Source organism: Pediococcus argentinicus, from assembly GCF_001437605.1.
Classification (GTDB): Bacteria; Bacillota; Bacilli; order Lactobacillales; family Lactobacillaceae; genus Pediococcus; species Pediococcus argentinicus.
On the sequence record NZ_JQCQ01000001.1, the window covers coordinates 43,424 to 59,319 of the forward strand.

Below are 15,896 nucleotides of genomic sequence, written 5' to 3' on the forward strand. Positions count from 1 at the left end.
TTTATTCCAATCTTTTTTTGCGTGTTACCGCTTGAAATTAGCTTAAAATGTTATAGTAATAGATATCATAGAAGTGAAAGAAGAGAATAAATAAATGGATCGGCAGTTTAAAAAAATCGCCAAACGACATCAATATGCAGCAAGGGCTTCAACAGCCTTTATGTACGCAATTTTAGTTTCAATTGCGATGAACTTTTTTTGGACCCCAGGTAAGATTTACGCATCAGGTATTACTGGATTGGCACAGGTTGTATCAACGGTTGCTGGTCGCTATTTTGGAGTAACCGTTTCAGTTGCTTTGATGTTATTTTCGTTAAACGTTCCGTTGTTTCTATTAGCATGGAAATCAATTGGACATCGTTTTACAGTGTTTACAATCCTTTCGGTTGGTTTAGCAAGTATTATGATCAAGGTTTTGCATCCCATCACGTTATCGACTGACCCAATTATTTGCGCAATCTTTGGTGGGGCAGTTAATGGATACGGAACCGGATTAGCTCTTAAAAACGGAATTTCAACTGGTGGACTGGATATTTTAGGAATTACAATTCTTAGAAGAACTGGACGCAGTATTGGTTCCATCAATATTGCTTTTAATATCTTTATTGTTGTCGCTGCTGGTTTCTTATATGGTTGGCCATATGCTTTCTATTCAACAATTGGTTTAATCGTTAATGCTCGTGTTATGGATATGACGTATACACGACAACAAAAAATGCAGGTTATGATTATTACTGATCGTCCGAAGAGTGTAATTGACAGTGTCCAGAATAACATCAGACGTGGAATTACCATTGTCCACGGAGCTGAAGGGGCATATAACCATAATGAAAAGACAATCTTATTTACCATTATTTCGAGATATGAAATGCCTGAATTGGAAATGGCAATGAAAGTGGCCGATCCAAAAGCGTTCGTAAGTATCACGGATACGATCAAGATATTGGGTCATTTCTACGAACCTACTTTGTAATGAGGAGTATTTAGTTTGAAAGAATTATATATTTGGTTAGTTCGATTAGTGAGTCGGTTTAGCAAAAGTGAAAATAAGTTCAAATTAGGATACTTTATGAGCTTTGCCGGAAACCAAGAGTTTATTTTAAAACTGGCTCAGTCGGTTGGCACTGATAATTTCATCTTGTTTTTCGAGCCACAGTTTGCGAACCAGGTTCATAAATTAGTACAGCAAAAACGAATTAAGCACATTCAAGTGTTTAATAGTCGCAATTTATTTCAAGTTGTTAAACTAGTCAATCAAACAAAAACAATTTTCTTTGACAACTACTTTGCCTTTTTGGCTGGAATTAAGAAAGGTACTGATCAAAAATTCGTTCAGATTTGGCATGCTAATGGCGCCATCAAATCGTTTGGTTGGGAAGATCCGAATACATATCAAAGGACCAGTGCCGATCAAAAAAGATTTCAAAAAGTCTACGATAGTTTTGATCAATTTATTGTTGGCTCAGATGCAATGGCTAAGGTCTTTGAACACAGTTGGCACATTCCATCTAATAGAATTGCTGAAATCGGATATCCACGTAGTGATAAATTCTTAAATAGTAATTGGATTCAAAGCACTTTAACTCAAATCGAGCACAAAGTCCCAGGCTTACTAAGTAAGAGAGTTATTTTGTATGCTCCAACATATCGTAAGGATGTTAGTTTTAAACTTCCGAAAGACTGGAATAAACTTCAAATTCCAGACGACACGGTTTTGATTTTGAGATTGCATCCACATTTAAAAGCGCTCGAACAAAAGATTATTAATGACTCTCAAGGTAAAGTGATTGGAATTCCACAGAGTATCTCAACGGAAGCCTTGTTGGTGGTTGCAGATACGTTAATTACGGATTATTCTTCAATAGCATTTGATTACAGTCTATTAGAATCAGCACAATCAGTTATTTTCTTTACGTATGATTTAAATGAATTTGAACAACAAGTTGGTTTACAAGCGGACTTTTTGGAAGATTTTCATACTGATTTAGTTTTTAATATTGAAAAGTTAAATGATGAATTAGTCAATTTGAAGCAGTCCAAAAAAACTCTACAAAAGTTAAATCAAAGATGGAATACTAAAAATGATGGCAAGGCCACGAACCGAGCTATTAAGATAATAGATGGAGAATAACGATGTCAAAAATTACGCAGTCTCTAAAATTAGTTGCTAGACATGGATTAATTTTAGTTAATAATATTTTGATTCATTTTCCAGTGCAAGAAGATCAGACGCTCTTTGAAAGTTTCAATGGTAATGGATTTACTGATAATCCACGTGCAATTTATGAAGAGCTAATTAATTCTAATCCGAATCTAAACGGTAAATTATTTTGGGGTGCGAAGGGCTCAGTAATTAATCAACTTCAAACCACATATCCATCAATCAACTTCGTCAAACGTTGGTCTTTAAAATGGATTTGGCTTTCAGCAACGGCTAACTACTGGATCTTTAATTCTAGAATGCCGACCTGGTGGAAAAAGAATGCTAAAACAAAATACGTTCAAACTTGGCATGGAACTCCGTTAAAACATTTGGCGCTTGACATGGACGAGGTCGAGATACCTGGTCAAAGTGCTAAAGACTATAAAACCGAATTTAAAAGTGAAGCTCATCGATGGGATTACTTGATTGCCCCAAATCAATATTCTAAAGATATTTTTGAAAGTGCGTTTGATTATCATGGATCATTCCTCGAAACGGGTTATCCACGGAATGACTTCCTTGTTCAAAACAATAATCAAAGTAAACGTACTGAAATAGTCAAACAACTATTTGGTTCCAAGTACGATGAAAAGCGTTTTATTATGTACGCTCCGACTTGGCGTGAAGATGACGCAATTAGTACCGGAAAGTATCACTTCCAAATGCCTTTTAATATTAATAATTTAGTAGAGCAACTACCGGAAGATGTGGTTTTACTCATTCGTCCACATTACTTGATAGCTGATCAGATTGATGTGAGTGAATTTAACGGTAGGGTGTTAGTTGATGCTCAGACGGATATTAATCAATTATACGAAATTAGTGATGCAATGATTACCGATTATTCTTCAGTGATGTTTGACTACGCTATTTTAAACCGTCCCATTTTATTTTATGCCTATGACTTAGAACACTATCGGGATCAGTTACGAGGATTCTACTTTGATTACTTCACAGAACTACCATCTGACTATGTAACAAAGGAATCTGAATTATTGAAACAAATTAATACAGTTGTTGAAAATGGTTTTAAAATTGTGGACTTACAAAGAATGGAACGCTTTAGAGCGAAATTTGCTAGTTGGGAAAATGGAACGGCAAGTAGACAAGTATTAAAACGGATTGGATTGGGGGAAGATGCAAAATGATTATTGGTTCTCACGTTAGTATGAGCGGTAAAAAAATGTTTGAAGGGTCTGTCCAAATTGCGATTGACAATAAGGCAGACAGTTTGATGATTTATACTGGTGCGCCTCAGAACACAAGACGGAAGGCGATTGACGAGTTAAATATTCCTGCTGGTCAGAAGCTTATGAAGGAACATAATATTGGTCATGTGGTTGTGCATGCCCCTTATATTGTCAATCTCGGTAATACTTTCAAACCAGAGAGTTTTCAATTTGCAATTGATTTCTTAAAGCAAGAAGTAGAACGGGCTGATGCATTGGATGCTGAACAAATTGTGTTGCATCCGGGGGCACATGTCGGTGCTGGCGATGATGCTGCGATTGCTCAAATTGCTAAAGGTCTCAATGAAATTCTTAATGAAAAGCAAAATGTGCATATTGCTCTAGAGACGATGGCTGGCAAGGGGACAGAGGTTTCAAGAACTTTTGAACAAGTTAAAGCTATTATTGATCAGGTTGATTTAGATGATAAGTTGTCAGTATGTTTTGACACATGTCACGTTAATGATGCAGGCTATGATTTGAAAAATCATTATGAAGATGTTTTGAAGGAGTTTGATCAGATTGTTGGATTAGATCGCATCGGTGTAATTCATTTAAATGATTCTAAAAACGAGTTAGGAAGCCATAAGGATCGACACGAAAATATCGGTTTTGGAACCCTAGGCTTTGATACTTTGTATAAAGTGGCTGATGATTCACGTTTTAAGAATATTCCGATTATTTTAGAAACTCCATGGTTGAAAAATGATGATGGCAAAAAGATTTCACCTTATAAAGATGAAATTGCAATGATTCGAAGTGGTAAGTTCAATCCTGAATTAAAAGAGGACTTATTAAAATAAAAAAATACCGGTAGCATTTCCACCAAAGCGGGGATGCTACCGGTATTTTGATTTTATTGTGGATCGTCCTCAAGACTTTCCATAATGATTGTTGCTGTTTCTTCAATTGACTTGTTTGCAGTATTGATTACTAAACAGCCAACTTTTTTAAATAGATCATCCGCAAATTTAAGTTCTGTTTTGATGCTATCAGAATTAGAGTAACTTGAATCTGGATTTAACCCGTATGAAATCATACGTTGGCGACGAATTCCATTCAAAACTTCGGTTGTAGTTGTTAACCCAAAGATTTTGTTGTGGTCAACCTTCCAAATTTCATCTGGAATCGAAGCTTGGGGTACTAGTGGTAAATTTGCCACCTTATAGCCCTTGTTTGCTAAGTATAGTGATAGAGGAGTCTTTGATGTTCGTGATACACCTAAGAGCACAATGTCGGCTTTTAAGAACCCAGCAGGATCCTTACCATCATCATAGGTAACTGCAAATTCCATTGCAGCAATTTTATCAAAGTAGTTGTCGTTTAGTGAATGACGACGTCCAGGTTTGTTAGCTGGCTCTAAACCAGTTGCATTTTCGAAAATATTTAATGCAGGTGTTAAGATATCATAGTACTGAATTTCATTTTTCTTACAAATTTGAGCTGCAAATTGGTTCAATTCGCTATTAACAAAAGTGGAGAAAACAAGCGCATGTTCACGGTGAGCCTTTTTCAAAATTCCATCTAACAACGATTGAGTTTGAGTGAATGGATATTTTGAGAAGTGGAGGGTTGCGTCTGGGAATTGTGCAGCGGCGGCACGAGCAACTTGATCGCCAGTATCACCAACTGAATCTGAGATAATAAACACTTTGTATTCTTGATCGGCCATAATAATTACCTCTATCTTTCTTTATATACATTGAGTTTAGCATAAATATCGTTCTTGTGAAAACGGTTTCTAAAATTACTAAGTGTTTATTTTAATTTTTAGATATTTATTATTGACGGTACAATCTGGATTAGATATAATGGTTTAGAACATCAGTACCAAGTACAATGTGATATTAAAGCTCGGAGGGAGGGAATTAAATATGTCAAAAACAGTCGTTCGTAAAAACGAGTCACTTGATGACGCTCTTCGGCGCTTTAAACGTACCGTTTCTAAGTCAGGTACTTTACAAGAATACCGTAAACGGGAATTTTACGAAAAACCAAGTGTAAAACGTAAGTTAAAGTCAGAAGCAGCTCGCAAGCGTAAAAACAAGCGTCGCTTCTAATTAAAAAGATCGCTCCTGAATTTCAGGGGCTTTTTTTGTATTCAAAAATGGAGGATTTTTAAAATGAATGTACAAGATCAAATCGTTGCAGATATGAAGACAGCTATGAAGGCTCATGATAAACTTACATTAAATGTAGTTCGTATGATTAAGGCTGATTTAATGAATGAAAAAGTTAAAGTGGGTCATGATTTAACTGATGAAGAAGTAAATACTGTTGTTTTACGTGCCAACAAACAACGTAAAGAGTCACTCGAAGAATTCAAAAAGGGTAACCGTGATGATTTAGTTCAAGAAACGGAAGCTGAATTAAAGGTTGTTGCAAAGTACATGCCACAACAACTAAGTGATGATGAAGTAAAACAAATTGTAAGTGATACAATTAAAGAGGTAGGGGCAACTTCCAAAGCTGACTTTGGAAAAGTTATGGGAGCCCTTATGCCTAAAATTAAAGGAAAAGCTGATGGTGGTAAAGTTAATCAGCTTGTAAAAGAAAACTTAAGCTAGGAGCGACTTAATTGGCAGAAAATACTTTTGAAAGACAAATTATTCTATCTAACTCTAGTTTAGAAATTTCACTACTAGGAAATCAGGAGAAATTTGTTCCGATTCTTGAAGAGGGTATGGATGTTAAGATCTTACCTTTCGGTGAAAAGATTACTGTGCAAGGTGAAAAAGATAACGTCGATAAGACTATTAGTATTTTGCGTGCACTTTTGGAACTAGTTAAAAAGGGTATTCAACTTAATAGTCCAGATTTTGTTAGTGCTATGAAGATGGCTAATAAGGGCACTCTTAAGTATTTGTCAGATTTATATTCTGAAGAATTGATTCGAGATAACAAAGGTAAACCGGTTCGAATTAAGAACTTTGGTCAACGTCAATATGTTCAATCAGTTAAAGATAATGATTTGACTTTTGGAATTGGACCAGCCGGTACTGGTAAGACATACTTGGCTGTGGTTATGGCAATTTCGGCTTTGAAGAAGGGTGAAGTTGATCGAATTATTTTAACTCGTCCAGCTGTCGAAGCTGGTGAAAGTCTTGGATTTCTTCCAGGTGATTTAAAAGAAAAGGTTGATCCATATTTGCGACCTGTTTATGATGCTTTGTATCAAATTATCGGAGCAGAACATACAGCCCGGTTACTTGACCGTGAAGTGATTGAAATCGCTCCTTTAGCATATATGCGTGGACGTACATTGGACAACGCTTTTGTTATTCTAGATGAAGCTCAAAATACAACCAGTCCCCAAATGAAAATGTTCTTAACCCGTTTGGGATTTGGATCTAAAATGATTGTTAATGGTGATATTACGCAGATCGATTTACCTAAGGGTGTTCGTAGTGGTTTAGCCGAAGCTCAACAAATCTTAAAAGATATAAATAAAATTGCTTTTGTTCAATTTAGTGCAGATGATGTTGTTCGTCATCCCGTTGTTGCTAAAATTGTTCAGGCATATGATGGAGAAAGTAAGTAATGGATATTCAAGTTTTTGATCATACTGAGGAAGCTTCCAAAGAACATTTAGAATTAGTTAATAATATCTTAAATTTTGCTGGAAATTATCTAAAATTAGCTGATGATACCGAATTATCGGTTACACTTATGCATAATGATGAAATTCATAAAATTAATCGTGAATATCGAAATGTTGATCGGGCAACTGATGTAATCAGTTTTGCAATAAATGATGAAGATGAAGATATAATCATGGATCCTGAAATGGCAGCAGAGATTCCCAATAATATTGGTGATTTGATGATTTCAGTTGATAAAGTAGCTGAACAAGCTGAATTTCTGGGTCATAGCTATGAACGTGAACTAGGATTTTTATGTGTTCATGGTTTCCTTCATTTGAATGGATATGATCACATGCAAAAGGCTGATCAAGAAAAGATGTTCCCCTTACAAAAGGAAATAATGCATGCTTATGGACTCGAAAGATAAACGTCAGATTTCAAAGAATCACTCTTATATTCAATCCTTTCAACATGCCTTGAGAGGTTTAGTTGAAGTTTTTAAGACGGAACGTAACTTTAGGTTTCATCTTTTGATTGGAATATTTGTGATGATTTTAGGAATAATATTCAAGCTTTCAGTAGTTGAATGGGCAATTATTATCGGCTGTATTGGAGCTGTATTAATTGCTGAAATTTTCAACACAGTTGCTGAGACGCTGGTGAATTTAGCTTGTGAGGGTAAGTATCACCCTTTAGCAAAACGTGCTAAAGATCTTGCCGCTGGTGGGGTTCTAACTAGTGGAATTATTGCTGCAATCATCGGATTAATTGTTTTTGGATCAAAAATTATTTAGAAATGGGATAAATTATGGAAGACAAAAGTGCTTTTCGTTCAGGTTTTATAGCAATTGTTGGACGTCCAAATGTTGGTAAATCAACTTTCTTGAACTACGTGGTTGGAGAAAAGATTGCCATTATGAGTGATGTTCCACAAACAACTCGTAACAAAATCCAAGGTATTTATACAACCGACCAGGAACAAATCGTTTTTATTGATACTCCAGGTATTCATAAAGCTCACAATAAGTTAGGTGATTATATGGTTCAATCTGCCATGTCATCATTAAATGAAGTTGATGCTGTTATGTTCATGGTTAATGCTGATCAAAGACGTGGTGCTGGAGATGATTTCATCATCAATCGTTTGAAGCAAATTAAAGATAAGCCAATTTATTTAGTTATTAATAAGATTGATTTGATTCATCCTGATCAAGTCTTTGAAGTTGTTGAATCATACAAGGATGCTTTGGACTGGAAAGAAGTCTTTCCAATTTCCGCTACGCAGGGAAATAACGTTAATGAGCTATTAAATTCCTTGAAAGAAGAGCTACCAGAGGGACCACAATATTATCCTGAAGATCAAGTTACCGATCATCCAGAACGTTTTATTATTTCTGAATTAATTCGTGAAAAGGTACTTCAACTTACTCGTCAGGAAGTTCCACATTCTGTTGCAGTTTTGATTGAATCAATGAAGTCCGATGAAAATGATTTGGTTCATATTCAAGCTACAATTATTGTTGATCGTCCAACTCAAAAGGGGATTATCATCGGTAAAGGTGGCAAGATGTTGAAAGAAATTGGTAGTCGTGCGCGACTCGACATTGAGCATCTGTTGGGAAACCGTGTCTATCTTGAACTTTGGGTTAAAGTGTCTGAAGGATGGCGTGATAAGCAAGGCATGCTTCAGTCTTACGGTTATCGAAAGGATGACTATTAAACCATGACGGTTCAAGCTAATGTTGATTTTCAGGGGATTGTGATGTTCGAACGCAATCATCGCGACAATGATTTATTAGTTAAAATTTTTACCAGAGAATTTGGTAAAAAAATGTTCTTTTTAAAAAATGCCAAGAAAGCCAACTATCAGTTGGCTTCTTCTATTTTACCGTTTAGTCATGGTACCTATACCGGACTGGTTCGAGATGATGGATTGTCCTATATTAATGCAGCTAAAAAAGTTCAACAGTTTGAGCAGATTTTTCAAATAATTGAACTAAACGCATTTGCGACACTCATTCTTAACTTGATTGATGCTGCGTTTGAGGATAATCAACCGATTCAAGTCTGGTTTGATCAGGTACTAACCGGACTTGATCTAATCAATGGTGGTGTTGATCCCGAGGTGATTGCTGATATTGTACAGATGCAGTTGTTACCTTCGTTTGGTGTTTCACCAGTTTGGAATCAATGCGTTGAGTGCGGTCGAAGTGATTTACCTATGGACTTTTCAGATAAGTTTGATGGTATGTTATGTTCTAATCACTTTGCATTAGATGAGCATCGCTGGCACTTATCAACTAAAGCTGCCCAGACGGTGCGTTTACTGAGTGGTGTCAATTTGAAACAGATTGGTACCATCTCTGTTTCAAATGATACGAAACAACAAATTTGGAAATTACTCGACTCAATCTATTCTAATCAAGTTGGGATTCGGCTAAAAAGTCGAAGTTTTATTGATCAAATGAAAAAGTGGGATAAAAATTCAATTTGACATCCTTCTGTAAAAACCTTAGTATTCTATTTAGTTAAATATGGACTGAGAAAAAATTAACCGGAGAAGATCCAGTCAGCGACTTTGGGATAGTGTGAGCCAAAGTGGATTTATGCGGGTGGCATTTTGGAGTCTAGATTGTTAATCAAGCTGCTAACATTTGTTAGAAGTAGGGTGGAACCGCGATTCAAATGTCGTCCCTACGTGGATTTAGTCTACGTAGGGATTTTTTGTGTCCAAATTAGGGAGGAAAATATGAGTAAAAAGTTATCTGTTCAAGAAATTATTTTAACTCTTCAAAAGTACTGGTCAGATCAAGGTTGTATGTTAATGGAGGCTTATGATACTGAAAAGGGTGCCGGAACAATGAGTCCATACACATTCTTACGTGCCATTGGACCTGAACCATGGAATGCAGCTTACGTTGAACCATCAAGACGACCAGCTGATGGACGTTATGGTGAAAACCCTAACCGTCTCTATCAACATCATCAATTCCAAGTTGTAATGAAGCCATCTCCAGAGAATATTCAAGAATTGTATCTTGGCAGTTTACAGGCCTTAGGAATCAATCCTTTAGAACATGATATTCGATTTGTAGAAGACAACTGGGAAAATCCTTCAATGGGTTGTGCCGGTGTTGGTTGGGAAGTTTGGTTAGACGGAATGGAAATCACTCAGTTTACTTATTTCCAACAAGTTGGTGGTTTAGAAGTTAGTCCTGTAACTAGTGAAGTTACTTATGGATTGGAACGACTATCATCTTACATTCAAGATGTTGAATCGGTCTTTGATTTGGAATGGGGAAATGGCGTTTCATATGGCGATATCTTCAAACAGCCTGAATTTGAACATTCTAAATACTCATTTGAAGAATCAAATCAAGAAATGTTAGAAAAGCAATTTGATAATTTTGAAAAAGAAGCTAATAAACAAATTGAAAATGGATTAGTTCATCCCGCTTATGACTATATTCTCAAATGTAGCCACACTTTTAACTTGTTAGATGCACGTGGCACAGTTTCAGTAACTGAACGTGCTGGTTATTTATCACGAATCAGAAATATGGCTCGTAAGGTTGCGCGTGCTTTCGTTGAAGAACGTGAAAAATTAGGATTCCCACTATTGAAGAATAATACTAAGGAGGCAAAATAATGACACATAATTATTTATTAGAGATTGGAATTGAAGAAATTCCCGCTCATATCGTTACTCCTAGTATTAACCAATTAAAAAAACGTGTGACCGACTTCTTGAAAGACAATAAGTTAGCATTTGATTCTATCGATAGTTTTTCAACACCCCGTCGTTTAACAGTTCGGATTAATGGATTAGCAGATCAACAACCTGACGTTGAAGAAGATGCTAAGGGACCAGCCAAAAAGATTGCACTCGATGATGAAGGCAATTGGACTAAAGCTGCAATTGGATTCTCACGTGGACAAGGTGTTACTCCGGACGATATTACTTTTAAAGAAGTAAAAGGAACAGAATACGTTTTTGTTCATAAAGAAGTAAAGGGTAAATCAGTTACTGAATTGTTACCTCAAATTAAGAGTGTAATTGAAGCAATGAATTTCCCAACGATGATGAAGTGGGCTGATTACGACTTTAAGTTTGTTCGTCCAATTCGTTGGATTGTATCTTTACTTGATAACGAAGTAATTCCATTTAGCATTTTAGATGTTAAAGCTGGAAATCAAACTGAAGGACATCGTTTCTTAGGTCATGAAGTTGAAATTAAACAGCCAGCTGACTATGAAGCAACGTTGAAAGATCAATTTGTGCTTGTAGATGCTCAAGCTCGTAAAGAACTGATTCGCTCTCAAATTCATCAGATTGCTGACGATAATAACTGGGATGTTCAACCAAATGCAGACTTGTTGGAAGAAGTTAATAACTTAGTAGAATGGCCAACTGCCTTTTCTGGAAGTTTTAATACAAAGTACTTAGATATTCCAGAAGAAGTTTTGATTACATCTATGCGAGATCACCAACGTTTCTTTTTTGTGAGAGATCAAGCTGGTAAATTATTACCAAACTTTATTTCAGTTCGAAATGGTAATAGTGAATTTATCGATAACGTTGCTCGTGGAAATGAAAAAGTCTTAACTGCTCGTCTAGAAGATGCAGCATTCTTCTATAACGAAGATCAACAACATCCAATTGATTATTATGTTGAAAAACTTAAGAAAGTTAGTTTTCATGATAAGATCGGTTCAATGTATGAAAAGATGAACCGAGTTCGTGTGATTGCTGACGTATTAGCTAATTCAATTGGCTTAAGTCAGGATGAAAAACAAGATTTAAGTCGTGCGGCTTCAATCTATAAGTTTGACCTAGTTACTGGAATGGTTGGCGAATTTCCAGAACTTCAAGGTGTGATGGGTGAAAAGTATGCCTTGTTGAACGATGAAAATGCTAGTGTAGCTACAGCAATTCGTGAACACTATATGCCAACTAGCGCAAATGGTGATTTACCTGAATCAACGGTTGGATCAGTGCTAGCATTAGCAGATAAGTTTGATAACTTATTTAGTTTCTTTGGCGCTGATATGATTCCAAGTGGTTCAAATGATCCATATGCTTTGAGGCGACAAGCATTTGGAATTGTTAGAATCTTGAAAGAACAAAACTGGCACCTTCAATTGAATGTCTTACAAGAAGCTGTGGCTAAGCAATTAGATACTGAAAATGCTGCAGGTGGCGTAGACGTTAACAAGAATGCTAGCGAAGTTCGTCAATTTATCAGTGATCGTGTTCGTCAATGGTTGGATAACCAAAAGACTGATCATGATATTGTCGAAACAGTAGTTAATAGTAGTAATACAGATATTTTAAACATGATTACTGCTGCTCAACTTTTGAAGGAATCAAGAACTATTGATGATAAATTCAAAGATAGTATTGAGGCTTTGACTCGTGTTCTACGAATTTCAGAAAAGAATGAAAATAAAAATGATCTAACTGTCGATTCTAAATTATTCAATAATGACAGTGAAACAGAGTTATTTAATCACGTTAAATCAATTCAAGATGCTGATCGTGATCTTAAAAACGATTATGAAAAGCTACTAGCACTTGAACCAGTAATTAGTAATTACTTTGACGAAACAATGGTTATGGATAAAGATGAATCTATTAAAAATAATCGTTTGAATCAGTTGACGGTTCTGTCTAACTTAATTAAACCAATCGGTGATTTGAATCAAATGATCGTAAAATAAATTAAAAAAAGTGCTTTTGATTACATACTTGACAAATGTGTAAGCTAAAGGTGCTTTTTGATTGTGTTTTGTATTTGAATGCTGTAACATATCGTTGTATGAATTTAATAGAGGACGGTGAAGTAAATGGCAAAGCCGATTCCAGAAGATGTGATTGATGAGGTTCGTACCTCAGTAGATATTGTTGATGTTGTTAGCCGTCACGTCCAGCTAAAAAAAGCTGGTAAGAATCTGTTTGGAATTTGTCCATTTCATGATGAAAAGACACCGTCTTTTTCTGTCTCAGAAGATAAACAGATTTTTCATTGCTTTAGTTGTGGACGAGGTGGCAATGTTTTTAAGTTCTTGATGGATTTAGAACATGTTTCGTTTCCAGATGCAGTTCGTGAAGTTGCCGAGTTTGGTCATGTCGAGCTTGATAAAGCTTATATCAGTAATCATAAGGCTCAGTATACTGATACACAGTCTGGATTAATTGATATGTATGAACGTGCTCAACAACTTTATAGTCATATTTTAAAGAATACTGAGATGGGACATGATGCACTTCAGTATTTAACAGAACGCGGTATTACAACGGAAGATATTGATACATTTGGATTGGGATTTGCTCCAGATGATCAGATTCTACAAAGTTATTTCAATGAGCAGGATGGTCAATATGACCAATTGCGAACTTCAGGATTGTTTATTGAACGCCAATCTGGTGATTTAGCTGATCGTTTTACGAATCGGATTATGTTTCCAATTCGAGATTCTAACGGACGGGTCATTGCTTTTTCCGGTCGTTTAGTAGAGAAAGTTGAGGGACAACCCAAATATTTGAACAGTCCTGAAACACCAATTTTTAATAAGGGAACAGTTTTATATAATCTAGATTTAGCTCGTTCGACCATTCTACAAGAGCATCGTGCAATTTTGTTTGAAGGATTTATGGATGTAATTGCAGCTCATCGTGCTGGTGTCATGAATGCCATTGCTTCAATGGGAACTAGTTTAACTAATCAACAAGTTAACATGTTAGAACGTATTTCTAATCAAATTACGATTTGTTATGATGGTGACTCCGCTGGCCAAAATGCGATTGCTCGTGCAATTGGATTGATTGAAACAAACAGTAAAATCAAGATTAGTGTAATTTTTATTCCAAACCAGCAAGATCCCGATGAATACGTCAAGAATCATGGTAAAGACGAGTTTATTAATTTAATGAGTCAAACCGGTGAATCTAGTACTTCGTTCCTATTAAAGTTTGATCGAACAGGACTGAACTTAGATAATGAAACAGATTTACTGGAATATTTACAGAAGGCGTTGGGAAGACTCGCTAATTTAGGATCTAATGTGGAACAGGATCTGTACCTTAATCAATTATCTGATGAATTTAAGATTGATAAAGACGATTTAAGAATGCAAATGCGGGGTATGCAAGCAGACCGCATTGCAAAGAAGAATGATCGGCGTATTTATCAAAATGTTCCTGAACCAGAAAGTCCCGGACTGGTTCAAACTAAACAACAACCTAAAAAAGGTTCGATTGAGGTCGCTGAACAGCACTTATTAGCTTTAGCGCTCAATAATCACGATGTTTGGCTTAGATTAGAAGCAAAAACAGACTTTTATTTTAGGGATGAGCAGTATCAAACTGTGTATATGTTAGCGGCGGGATATCTAGAGAATCATTCCAGCTATAATCCAGCTGACTTCATGGATTATCTGAAAGAACCTAATTTACAGTCAATTGTGGCTAATTTAGAGTCAATCGATATGAACGAAGACATTAGCATGGATGCAGTTGATGACTACATTAATATTATTTCTAACTTTGCACCGCTGGAATCGAAAATAATCCAAGTGCAAAAAGACCTGAATGAGGCCGTGAGATTAGGTAACAAGGGGTTACAACAAGAACTAACGGTTCAGTTAGTTAATTTATTTAAACAAAAGCAGCAGGTTTAAGAGGAGGAGTTTTCATGCCAAAAAAAGCAACTACTAAAAAGACTACCAGTAAAGCAAAGAAGAGCGAGGGAGTAATCGCTTCTCCAGAATTTAAAAAGGCTGTAACTGCACTATTAAAGGAACATAAAGCTGATAAAACAGTTAAAGATGCCCAACTTAAAGAAGACTTTATTACTAAGTTTAATCTAAAAGATTCAGAATTAGACGATTTGATTCAACGAATTGAAGATTCTGGAATCAGTGTTGTTGACGATAAGGGTGAGCCAAGTGAGTATGCCCTTAAAGCTCAAAAAATGTCTAAAGAAGAACTTGATGATACAAAGGCTCCCGCTGGTGTCAAAATTAATGACCCAGTTCGGATGTATTTGAAAGAAATCGGTCGTGTTCAACTTTTAACAGCTGATGAAGAAGTTGAATTAGCACTTCGGATTGAAAATGGGGACGAACGTGCTAAACAAGAACTTGCTGAAGCTAACCTTCGTTTAGTTGTTTCTATTGCTAAACGTTACGTTGGTCGTGGAATGCAATTTCTTGATTTGATTCAAGAAGGTAACATGGGACTAATGAAGGCCGTTGAAAAGTTTGATTACCGTAAAGGATTCAAATTCTCAACTTATGCTACATGGTGGATTCGTCAGGCTATTACTCGTGCAATTGCCGATCAAGCTCGTACAATTCGTATTCCAGTGCATATGGTCGAAACAATTAACAAGTTGATCCGAATTCAACGTCAATTACTTCAAGATTTAGGTCGTGAACCAATGCCTGAAGAAATCGGTGCTGAAATGGATATGCCAACTGAAAAGGTCCGTGAGATTCTTAAAATTGCTCAAGAACCAGTTTCTCTTGAAACACCAATTGGTGAAGAGGATGATTCTCACCTAGGTGACTTTATTGAAGACCAAGATGCAACTAGCCCTGCAGATCATGCAGCTTACGAGCTTCTTAAAGAACAATTAGAGGGTGTATTAGATACTCTTACTGATCGTGAAGAAAACGTACTTCGTCTTCGTTTCGGTCTTGATGATGGACGTACTCGTACTCTTGAAGAAGTTGGTAAGGTCTTTGGTGTTACACGTGAACGTATTCGTCAGATTGAAGCCAAGGCTCTTCGTAAATTACGTCATCCATCACGTTCAAAACAATTAAAAGACTTTCTCGAGTAATATTTAAGTAAAACCAGCCTGAGAGCTGGTTTTT

The 15,896-nt window shown here is 36.2% G+C and carries 16 protein-coding genes; 15 read left to right on the forward strand and 1 reads right to left on the reverse strand.

Going from position 1 to position 15,896, the window contains the following annotated elements; translation table 11 throughout:
• Positions 1-94 precede the first annotated feature (94 nt).
• The 4 genes from IV88_RS00195 to IV88_RS00210 are packed head-to-tail and all read left to right on the forward strand — an operon-like array spanning position 95 to position 4,235.
• Positions 95-973, forward strand: coding sequence for a YitT family protein (locus IV88_RS00195; protein WP_057797508.1), 879 nt, complete (start codon positions 95-97; stop codon positions 971-973).
• A gap of 15 nt (positions 974-988) precedes the next feature.
• A complete protein-coding gene (locus IV88_RS00200) occupies positions 989-2,131 on the forward strand; it encodes a CDP-glycerol glycerophosphotransferase family protein (RefSeq protein ID WP_057797509.1) in 1,143 nt (380 codons plus the stop codon).
• Between the two features lie 2 nt (positions 2,132-2,133).
• Complete coding sequence (locus IV88_RS00205) at positions 2,134-3,351, forward strand: CDP-glycerol glycerophosphotransferase family protein (protein ID WP_057797511.1); 1,218 nt, start codon at positions 2,134-2,136, stop codon at positions 3,349-3,351.
• On the forward strand, positions 3,348-4,235 hold the full coding sequence (locus IV88_RS00210; RefSeq protein WP_057797512.1) for a deoxyribonuclease IV: 888 nt from the start codon (positions 3,348-3,350) through the stop codon (positions 4,233-4,235). Before IV88_RS00205 ends, IV88_RS00210 begins: the two co-directional genes overlap by 4 nt.
• A 53-nt stretch (positions 4,236-4,288) precedes the next feature.
• Here the strand turns inward: IV88_RS00210 and IV88_RS00215 are convergent, their stop codons facing one another.
• Entirely contained in the window at positions 4,289-5,104 is an 816-nt protein-coding gene (locus IV88_RS00215) for a pyruvate, water dikinase regulatory protein (RefSeq protein ID WP_057797514.1), read from the reverse strand.
• A 202-nt stretch (positions 5,105-5,306) separates the two neighbouring features.
• Between IV88_RS00215 and rpsU the strand changes: the two genes are divergently transcribed.
• The 11 genes from rpsU (at position 5,307) to rpoD (ending at position 15,862) form a co-directional block, all read left to right on the forward strand.
• A complete protein-coding gene (rpsU, locus tag IV88_RS00220; RefSeq protein ID WP_014215420.1) occupies positions 5,307-5,492 on the forward strand; it encodes a 30S ribosomal protein S21 in 186 nt (61 codons plus the stop codon).
• 63 nt (positions 5,493-5,555) lie between these two features.
• Positions 5,556-5,999 (forward strand): GatB/YqeY domain-containing protein, encoded by a 444-nt coding sequence (locus tag IV88_RS00225; protein ID WP_057797516.1) that lies wholly within the window; start codon positions 5,556-5,558, stop codon positions 5,997-5,999.
• Positions 6,000-6,010: 11 nt separating this feature from the next.
• Complete coding sequence (locus IV88_RS00230) at positions 6,011-6,973, forward strand: PhoH family protein (protein WP_057797518.1); 963 nt, start codon at positions 6,011-6,013, stop codon at positions 6,971-6,973.
• Positions 6,973-7,443 (forward strand): rRNA maturation RNase YbeY, encoded by a 471-nt coding sequence (gene ybeY, locus IV88_RS00235; protein WP_057797520.1) that lies wholly within the window; start codon positions 6,973-6,975, stop codon positions 7,441-7,443. Before IV88_RS00230 ends, ybeY begins: the two co-directional genes overlap by 1 nt.
• Positions 7,427-7,810, forward strand: a complete 384-nt coding sequence (locus IV88_RS00240; RefSeq protein WP_236698581.1) for a diacylglycerol kinase family protein — start codon at positions 7,427-7,429, stop codon at positions 7,808-7,810. Before ybeY ends, IV88_RS00240 begins: the two co-directional genes overlap by 17 nt.
• Positions 7,811-7,824: 14 nt before the next feature.
• Positions 7,825-8,736 carry a GTPase Era gene (gene era / locus IV88_RS00245; protein ID WP_057797525.1) on the forward strand — a complete coding sequence of 304 codons (912 nt, stop codon included), beginning with the start codon at positions 7,825-7,827 and terminating at the stop codon, positions 8,734-8,736.
• 3 nt (positions 8,737-8,739) lie between these two features.
• Complete coding sequence (recO, locus tag IV88_RS00250) at positions 8,740-9,510, forward strand: DNA repair protein RecO (RefSeq protein WP_057797527.1); 771 nt, start codon at positions 8,740-8,742, stop codon at positions 9,508-9,510.
• A 255-nt stretch (positions 9,511-9,765) separates the two neighbouring features.
• A complete protein-coding gene (gene glyQ, locus IV88_RS00255; protein WP_057797528.1) occupies positions 9,766-10,665 on the forward strand; it encodes a glycine--tRNA ligase subunit alpha in 900 nt (299 codons plus the stop codon).
• Positions 10,665-12,737, forward strand: a complete 2,073-nt coding sequence (gene glyS, locus IV88_RS00260) for a glycine--tRNA ligase subunit beta (protein WP_057797530.1) — start codon at positions 10,665-10,667, stop codon at positions 12,735-12,737. Before glyQ ends, glyS begins: the two co-directional genes overlap by 1 nt.
• 126 nt (positions 12,738-12,863) lie before the next feature.
• Positions 12,864-14,696: a DNA primase gene (gene dnaG / locus IV88_RS00265; RefSeq protein ID WP_057797532.1), complete on the forward strand. Its 1,833-nt coding sequence runs from the start codon at positions 12,864-12,866 to the stop codon at positions 14,694-14,696.
• 14 nt (positions 14,697-14,710) lie between these two features.
• The gene (gene rpoD, locus IV88_RS00270) at positions 14,711-15,862 is read left to right on the forward strand and encodes an RNA polymerase sigma factor RpoD (RefSeq protein ID WP_057797533.1); all 1,152 of its coding nucleotides are present in this window, start codon (positions 14,711-14,713) and stop codon (positions 15,860-15,862) included.
• Positions 15,863-15,896: the final 34 nt, after the last annotated feature.

Bases quoted from the DNA above. Each gene is read 5' to 3' on its own strand.
- rpsU (WP_014215420.1), top strand. From the start codon at position 5,307: ATGTCAAAAACAGTCGTTCGTAAAAACGAGTCACTTGATGACGCTCTT.
- IV88_RS00205 (WP_057797511.1), top strand. From the start codon at position 2,134: ATGTCAAAAATTACGCAGTCTCTAAAATTAGTTGCTAGACATGGATTA.
- IV88_RS00240 (WP_236698581.1), top strand. From the start codon at position 7,427: ATGGACTCGAAAGATAAACGTCAGATTTCAAAGAATCACTCTTATATT.
- dnaG (WP_057797532.1), top strand. From the start codon at position 12,864: ATGGCAAAGCCGATTCCAGAAGATGTGATTGATGAGGTTCGTACCTCA.
- era (WP_057797525.1), top strand. From the start codon at position 7,825: ATGGAAGACAAAAGTGCTTTTCGTTCAGGTTTTATAGCAATTGTTGGA.
- IV88_RS00195 (WP_057797508.1), top strand. From the start codon at position 95: ATGGATCGGCAGTTTAAAAAAATCGCCAAACGACATCAATATGCAGCA.
- ybeY (WP_057797520.1), top strand. From the start codon at position 6,973: ATGGATATTCAAGTTTTTGATCATACTGAGGAAGCTTCCAAAGAACAT.
- IV88_RS00215 (WP_057797514.1), bottom strand. From the start codon at position 5,104: ATGGCCGATCAAGAATACAAAGTGTTTATTATCTCAGATTCAGTTGGT.
- recO (WP_057797527.1), top strand. From the start codon at position 8,740: ATGACGGTTCAAGCTAATGTTGATTTTCAGGGGATTGTGATGTTCGAA.
- glyS (WP_057797530.1), top strand. From the start codon at position 10,665: ATGACACATAATTATTTATTAGAGATTGGAATTGAAGAAATTCCCGCT.
- IV88_RS00225 (WP_057797516.1), top strand. From the start codon at position 5,556: ATGAATGTACAAGATCAAATCGTTGCAGATATGAAGACAGCTATGAAG.
- IV88_RS00210 (WP_057797512.1), top strand. From the start codon at position 3,348: ATGATTATTGGTTCTCACGTTAGTATGAGCGGTAAAAAAATGTTTGAA.
- glyQ (WP_057797528.1), top strand. From the start codon at position 9,766: ATGAGTAAAAAGTTATCTGTTCAAGAAATTATTTTAACTCTTCAAAAG.
- rpoD (WP_057797533.1), top strand. From the start codon at position 14,711: ATGCCAAAAAAAGCAACTACTAAAAAGACTACCAGTAAAGCAAAGAAG.